The following is a 6,282-nucleotide window of genomic DNA, read 5'->3' as shown; positions in this document are numbered from 1 at the left end:
CGTACTTGTTGGTCAGTTGCGAGCCCTGCGCGGCCATCACGGCCGGGCTCGTGTAGTTCTCGGAGGCGATCAGCTCGATGTGATCTTCCTGGCGCTGGTTTTCCTGCTGGATCGCCTGCCAGAGGTCGGGATCGACGTTCGCGATGGTGCTTTGGGCTCTGTCAAACATACGGTTTCCGTCAAGTGTGTACAGGTTGACCGGGGCGGGCCGAGTACATTGCGCGCTGCTGGCGGACGGCCAGCCCGGCGCGACGGAAGGATCCGGTTACGCAAGGCGGACAGCCACCGGCAATGTACGCAACGGCGCACAACGGCTGCCCAGGCGAACGGCAAAAACGACGCCCTGCGCTTCACGGTGGGATGCTCCACCTTGAACCCGAGGGTTCTATCGCCAGTCACGCAGGGGCTGATGAGCGCCGTAGTTTATTGGATGGGCGATGAATAGGCAACCGGCCGGCCGCCCCTGCGGCGCAATAAGGGCGCGATCCAAATTGCCGCGAATCCCCCGCCGGGCCTGCCTCCGGCGTCGGCTTCGAGCCTGGCGCGCAGGTCGCGGCCGAGTCCGGACACGGCCCGTGTCGCCTTGCCGCAACGCGGCATTGTCAGTAGGCTAACGATCCCCCCTATCGTTTCACCCCCACCGACCAGGAGCAGCAGCAATGATCGTGTTCGTCACCGGCGCATCCGCGGGATTCGGCGCCGCCATCGCCCGGACCTTCGTCAAGGGCGGCCATCGCGTGATCGCCAGCGCGCGCCGCAAGGACCGGCTCGACGCCCTCGCCGCCGAACTCGGCGAGGCCCTGTTGCCCGTCGAGCTCGACGTGCGCGAGCGCGGCGCCATCGAGGCGGCGCTCGCGGGCCTGCCGGCGGACTTCGCCGGGATCGACGTGTTGGTCAACAACGCCGGCCTCGCGCTGGGTACCGAGCCGGCCCAGCGGGCCAGCCTCGACGAGTGGCAGACCATGATCGACACCAACTGCTCGGGCCTGGTCACCGTCACGCACACGCTGCTGCCCGGCATGATCGCGCGCGGCCGCGGCCACATCTTCAACCTGGGCTCGGTCGCCGGCACCTACCCGTACGCGGGCGGCAACGTCTACGGCGCGACCAAGGCATTCGTCCGACAATTCAGCCTGAACCTGCGCACCGACCTGCTGGGCACGCCGCTGCGCGTGACCGACATCGAGCCGGGGCTCTGCGGCGGCACCGAATTCTCCAACGTGCGCTTCCGCGGCGACGACGAGAAGGCCGCCAACGTGTACGCCAACGTCGAGCCGCTCACGGCCGAGGACATCGCCGACACGATCTACTGGATCGCCACGCGCCCGGCGCACGTCAACATCAACACCGTCGAAATGATGCCGGTCGCGCAGGCCCCTGCAGGGCTGGCCGTGCACCGCGGCTGAAGGCTGCCGGCAAGCCCGTCCGGGGCGCGCGCAGCCGCGCCGGGCGGGCCACTGCGCGCGCAACATTCGGTTACGAAACGCCGCGAAACGTTCCGGTAGAATGCGCGCCATGACCGAACCCGAACCTCCGCCCGAAGCCGTGCCCTCGTTTCGCTGGCCGGTTCGCGTGTACTACGAGGACACCGATGCCGGCGGCATCGTGTACTACGCGAACTACCTGCGCTTCTTCGAGCGGGCCCGCACCGAATGGCTGCGGGCCTGTGGCCTCGACCAACGGCGCCTGGCCGCCGAGACCGGCGCGATGTTCGTGGTGCGCGACACGGCGGTCGACTACCGGGCGCCGGCGCGGCTGGACGATTCGTTGACGATCGTCAGCCGGATCGAACGTTTCGGGCGCGCCTCGATGATCTTCGTGCAGGAAGCCTGGCTCGGCGACCTGCTGCTGGTGTCGGGGCGTACCGGCATCGGCTGGGTCGACCGCGAAACGCTGCGGCCGACCGGCATTCCGCCCTCGGTCCACGATGCACTGGAACGGGGACCGGTACCAAGCCTGTCAACGGCCGAGGCCTGAGCGCCGTTTAGACAGAGCCGATGAACTTGCGACCCTGATTCGGGACCAACGACGGCACGGCAAGGCGCGACGCGGGCAGCCGAAGGCAGGCCCGCCACGCGCCGCCGGACGCCGGACCCGTAGCGCGCCAGCGGCATCGAAGCGGCGCGGCGGCCAAGAAGGCATGACAACCACACACCTATGAACTCTGCACAAGACCTGTCGATCGTTTCTCTCGTCCTCAATGCGAGCGTGCTCGCCCAGGCGGTGATGGGGCTGCTCCTGCTGCTGTCGCTGATGTCCTGGACGTTCATCTTCCGTAAATGGTTCGCGATCCGTCGCGCGCGCAAGCAGACCGAGCGTTTCGAACGCGATTTCTGGTCCGGCGGCGATCTCCAGGCGCTCTACCAGAGCGCGGCGAACAATCGCCACACGATCGGCTCGCTGGAAAGGATCTTCGAATCGGGCATGCGCGAGTTCCTGAAGGCCAAGGAAAAGCGCATCTCCGATCCCTCGCTGATCCTCGACGGCGCCCGCCGCGCGATGCGTGCCTCGTTCCAGCGCGAGATGGACATGCTCGAGGCCAACCTCGCCTTCCTGGCCTCGGTCGGCTCGGTCAGCCCCTACATCGGCCTGTTCGGCACGGTCTGGGGGATCATGAATTCGTTCCGCGGCCTGGCCAACGTGCAGCAGGCCACGCTCGCCAACGTCGCGCCCGGCATCGCCGAGGCCCTGGTGGCCACCGCGATCGGCCTGTTCGCGGCGATTCCCGCGGTGGTGGCCTACAACCGCTACGCGCACGACATCGATCGCCTGGCAAGCCGCTTCGAGACCTTCGTCGAGGAGTTCTCGAACATCCTGCAGCGCCAGGCCCAATAAGGAGCACGCGATGGCCGGCACTCCCCTTCGTTCCAGCATGCGCGGCGGCCGCTCGCGCCGCTCGATGGCCGACATCAACGTCGTGCCCTACATCGACGTGATGCTGGTGCTGCTCGTGATCTTCATGGTCACGGCCCCGCTCGTGGCCCCCTCGATCGTCAACCTGCCGACCGTCGGCAACGCGGCGCCGCAGGACCAGACGCCGCCCGTGGTGGTCAACATCCAGGCCGACGGCCGCATGAGCGTGCGCTACAAGAGCGACGCCGGCGCCTCGCAGGAAGACACCATGAGCAAGGCCGAGCTCGACGACTTCATCGCCTCGCGGCAGGCCGACCACCCCGACCAGCCGGTGGTGATCGCGGCCGACAAGACCGTGCAGTACGACAAGGTAATGACCGTCATGTCGGACCTGAAAGCGCGCGGCGTGAAGCGCGTGGGCCTCCTCGTCAAATCGCAATGAACCAGCGCAAGACCCGCACCGCCTCACCGCTGCAGCCGCCTCGAGAGCGCGGCACGGGACGCGCGTTCCTGCTCGCGGCGCTGATGCACGTGCTGCTGGTGGCCCTGCTCTATCACGGCATCGATTGGCAGAACAGCACGCCGGCCGGCGCGGAAGCCGAGCTGTGGACCGAGGTGCCGGATTCGCCGGCGCCGCGCCCGGTGCCGCCGCCCGCCCCGCCGGTGCGCGTCGCCCCCGCGCCGCCGCCGGCGCAGGACGACGACGCCGAGATCGCCCTGCAGCAGAAGCGCCGCCAGCAGCAGGAAGCGGCCGTGCGCGAGGCCCAGCTCGCCGAGCAGCGCCGCCAGCAGGCGCTGAAGGCCCAGCAGGACGCCGAGGCCAAGCGCGCCGCCCAGTTGGCCGCGCAGCAGCTCGCCCAGCAGCAGGCAGCGGAAAAGCAGAAGCAGGCCGACAAGTTGCGCCAGCAACAACTCGCCGAACAGAAGAAACTCGAGCAACAGCAGAAGCTCGAGCAGCAACGCAAGCAGGAACAGGCGCAGGCCGACGCGCAGAAGAAGGCCGAGGCCGACAAGGCAGCGGCCGCCAAGGCGGAAGCCGCGGCCAAGGCGAAGGCCGACGCGGCCGCGAAGGCCAAGGCCACCGCGGCGGCCAATGCCAAGCTCGACAAGGAGCGCCAGGCGCGCCTCGCGCAATTGCAGGGCGCGGCAGGCGGCCAGGGCGGCAGCGACGGCCTGGCCAAGAGCGGCACGGGTTCGGGCTCGGGCGGCAATGCCACCTCGCCCGGTTATGGCGACAAGGTCAAGCGCCGGGTCAAGCCCTTCATCGTCTGGAACGGCGCCACCGAAGGGCTGGTGACGAGCGTGGATGTCCGCTGCTCGCCGTCGGGCGACGTGCTCAGCGTCTCGGTGGTGAGGCCGAGCGGCAATCCGGCCTGGGACGAAACCGTGGTCGGCGCGGTGCGGGCGGCCTCGCCGCTGCCGCCCGATACCAACGGAATCACCCCGAAGAAGATTGCAATTACCTTCCGGGCGGCGGAGTGACACGGAATCGGCTTACACTCGCGCCGTCGCCACAAGGAACGAATCGGCTATTGTTAGGTCTTTGCGGTTGCACAGTTACATACGGGAAACAGGACGCATGAGTTTGATGACGAAGCTGGGTTTCAGGGCACTGGTGGCCTCGTGCCTGATCGCGGCGGGCAGCACCGCCAACGCGCAGGTCAATGTGCTCATCACGGGCGTCGGGTCGACGCAGTTTCCGATCGCCACCGCGAATTTCGTCAACGAAGGCGGCTTGCCGCAATCGGTGACGGCCGTGGTGCGCGCCGACCTGTCCCGTACCGGCAAGTTCTCGAATGTCGACGCCGGCAGCACGCCGATCCCCGAGACCGCCCCGGTCGACTACGGCGCCTGGAAGGCAAAGGGCGCGAACGCGCTGGTCGCCGGCACCGTGAACCGCGACGCCAGCGGCCAGGTCAAGGTCGACTTCATGCTGTTCGACACGCTCAAGCAGCAAAGCCTCGGCGGCCTCTCGCTGACGGCCGGGGGCGATGCCGAAAGCATGCGCAAGACCGGCCACAAGATCGCCGACTTCATCTACCAGAAGCTGATGGGCGTGCGCGGCGTGTTCAGCACGCGGCTGTCCTACGTGACGCGCTCGGGCGGCAAGTATCGTCTGCTGATTTCCGATTCCGACGGCGAGAACGCGGTGCCGGCGCTGACCAGCTCCGAGCCGATCATCTCGCCGGCCTGGTCGCCGAGCGGAACGAAGGTTGCTTACGTGTCCTTCGAACTGCGCAAGCCGGTGGTCTATATCCACGACCTGCCGACCGGCCGCCGCTACGTGATTTCGAACCAGAAGGGCAACAACAGCGCGCCGGCCTGGTCGCCGGACGGCCAGACGCTGGCCGTGGCGCTGTCCCTGACGGGCAATACCCAGATCTACTCGGTCAGCTCGACGGGCACCGGCCTGCGCCGGCTCACCCAGAGCAGCTCGATCGATACCGAACCTTTTTACTCTCCTGATGGCCGGTGGATCTATTTCACCAGCGATCGTGGTGGCGCGCCGCAAATCTACCGGATGCCCGCACAGGGCGAAAGCGCCGGCAGCGCGCAGCGCGTGACGTTCACGGGCAGCTACAACACCAGCCCGCGCGTCAGCCCCGACGGCAAGTTGCTCGCGTACATCTCGCGCACCGGTGGGGGCTTCAAGCTGTATGTCCAGGATCTGCAAACCGGCGCCGCCAACGCGGTCACCAATACGACGCATGACGAATCGCCGAGTTTCGCGGCAAACGGTCAGTACATCCTGTACGCGACCCAAGCCAATGGCCGCAGTGTGCTGGCCGCCGTCCCCTCGGACGGCAGCTCGCCGCCGCAGATTCTGCCCGTCCAGGGCGGCTCCTTCCGTGAGCCGTCGTGGGGGCCATTCATGCAATGACCAACAGGAGATTCACCATGATGACCAATAAAGCTCGCCTGGCACTCGCCGTGATGATGATCAGCGCCCTCGCCGCCTGTAAGTCGGGCGTCAAGCTCGACGACAAGGCGAACCAGCAAGGCAACGCGCTGCAGACGCAACCGAACCCGACCGACGTCGCGCAAGTGAACGTCGATCCGCTGAACGATCCGAACGGCCCGCTGGCCAAGCGCAGCGTCTACTTCGACTTCGACAGCTACTCGGTCTCGGACCAGTACCAGTCGCTGCTGGCCCAGCACGCCCAGTACCTGAAGAGCCACCCGGCGCGTCACATCCTGATCCAGGGCAACACCGACGAGCGCGGCACCAGCGAGTACAACCTCGCGCTGGGCCAGAAGCGCGCGGAAGCGGTTCGCCGCGGCCTGTCGCTGCTCGGCGTGCCGGATTCGCAGATGGAATCGGTCAGCCTGGGCAAGGAAAAGCCGCAGGCGCTGGGCCACGACGAAGCCTCGTGGGCGCAGAACCGCCGCGCGGACATCGTCTATCAACAGTAAGCAAGGGAACCCAAG

Annotated in this window: 7 protein-coding genes, 1 pseudogene and 1 riboswitch; of the genes and pseudogenes, 7 read left to right on the top strand and 1 reads right to left on the bottom strand. The window is 67.4% G+C overall.

The window, feature by feature from the left end; translation table 11 throughout:
* Positions 1 to 169 (bottom strand): annotated as a pseudogene (gene glyA, locus F3J18_RS13915) (serine hydroxymethyltransferase); the annotation flags it as partial.
* Positions 170 to 309: 140 nt separating this feature from the next.
* A riboswitch (ZMP/ZTP riboswitch) is annotated at positions 310 to 409 on the bottom strand.
* Positions 410 to 659: 250 nt separating this feature from the next.
* Here glyA and F3J18_RS13910 point away from each other — a divergent pair.
* The 7 genes from F3J18_RS13910 (at position 660) to pal (ending at position 6,267) form a co-directional block, all read left to right on the top strand.
* Positions 660 to 1,406: an SDR family NAD(P)-dependent oxidoreductase gene (locus tag F3J18_RS13910; RefSeq protein WP_036038161.1), complete on the top strand. Its 747-nt coding sequence runs from the start codon at positions 660 to 662 to the stop codon at positions 1,404 to 1,406.
* Between the two features lie 100 nt (positions 1,407 to 1,506).
* Positions 1,507 to 1,977, top strand: coding sequence for a tol-pal system-associated acyl-CoA thioesterase (ybgC, locus tag F3J18_RS13905; protein ID WP_166913136.1), 471 nt, complete (start codon positions 1,507 to 1,509; stop codon positions 1,975 to 1,977).
* Between the two features lie 180 nt (positions 1,978 to 2,157).
* Positions 2,158 to 2,835, top strand: a complete 678-nt coding sequence (gene tolQ / locus F3J18_RS13900; RefSeq protein ID WP_013696776.1) for a protein TolQ — start codon at positions 2,158 to 2,160, stop codon at positions 2,833 to 2,835.
* 10 nt (positions 2,836 to 2,845) lie between these two features.
* Positions 2,846 to 3,295: a protein TolR gene (gene tolR, locus F3J18_RS13895; RefSeq protein ID WP_013696775.1), complete on the top strand. Its 450-nt coding sequence runs from the start codon at positions 2,846 to 2,848 to the stop codon at positions 3,293 to 3,295.
* On the top strand, positions 3,292 to 4,335 hold the full coding sequence (gene tolA / locus F3J18_RS13890) for a cell envelope integrity protein TolA (RefSeq protein ID WP_166913135.1): 1,044 nt from the start codon (positions 3,292 to 3,294) through the stop codon (positions 4,333 to 4,335). Before tolR ends, tolA begins: the two co-directional genes overlap by 4 nt.
* Positions 4,336 to 4,432: 97 nt before the next feature.
* Positions 4,433 to 5,734, top strand: a complete 1,302-nt coding sequence (gene tolB, locus F3J18_RS13885) for a Tol-Pal system beta propeller repeat protein TolB (protein WP_025101563.1) — start codon at positions 4,433 to 4,435, stop codon at positions 5,732 to 5,734.
* 17 nt (positions 5,735 to 5,751) lie between these two features.
* On the top strand, positions 5,752 to 6,267 hold the full coding sequence (gene pal / locus F3J18_RS13880) for a peptidoglycan-associated lipoprotein Pal (RefSeq protein ID WP_166913134.1): 516 nt from the start codon (positions 5,752 to 5,754) through the stop codon (positions 6,265 to 6,267).
* The last annotated feature ends 15 nt before the right edge of the window (positions 6,268 to 6,282 follow it).

Origin of the sequence: Burkholderia sp. Ax-1720 (assembly GCF_011753035.1) — a bacterium.
Lineage (GTDB): Bacteria > Pseudomonadota > Gammaproteobacteria > Burkholderiales > Burkholderiaceae > Burkholderia > Burkholderia gladioli.
Note: the sequence above shows the minus strand (reverse complement) of the source record. Positions and strands in the feature narration are given on the sequence as shown.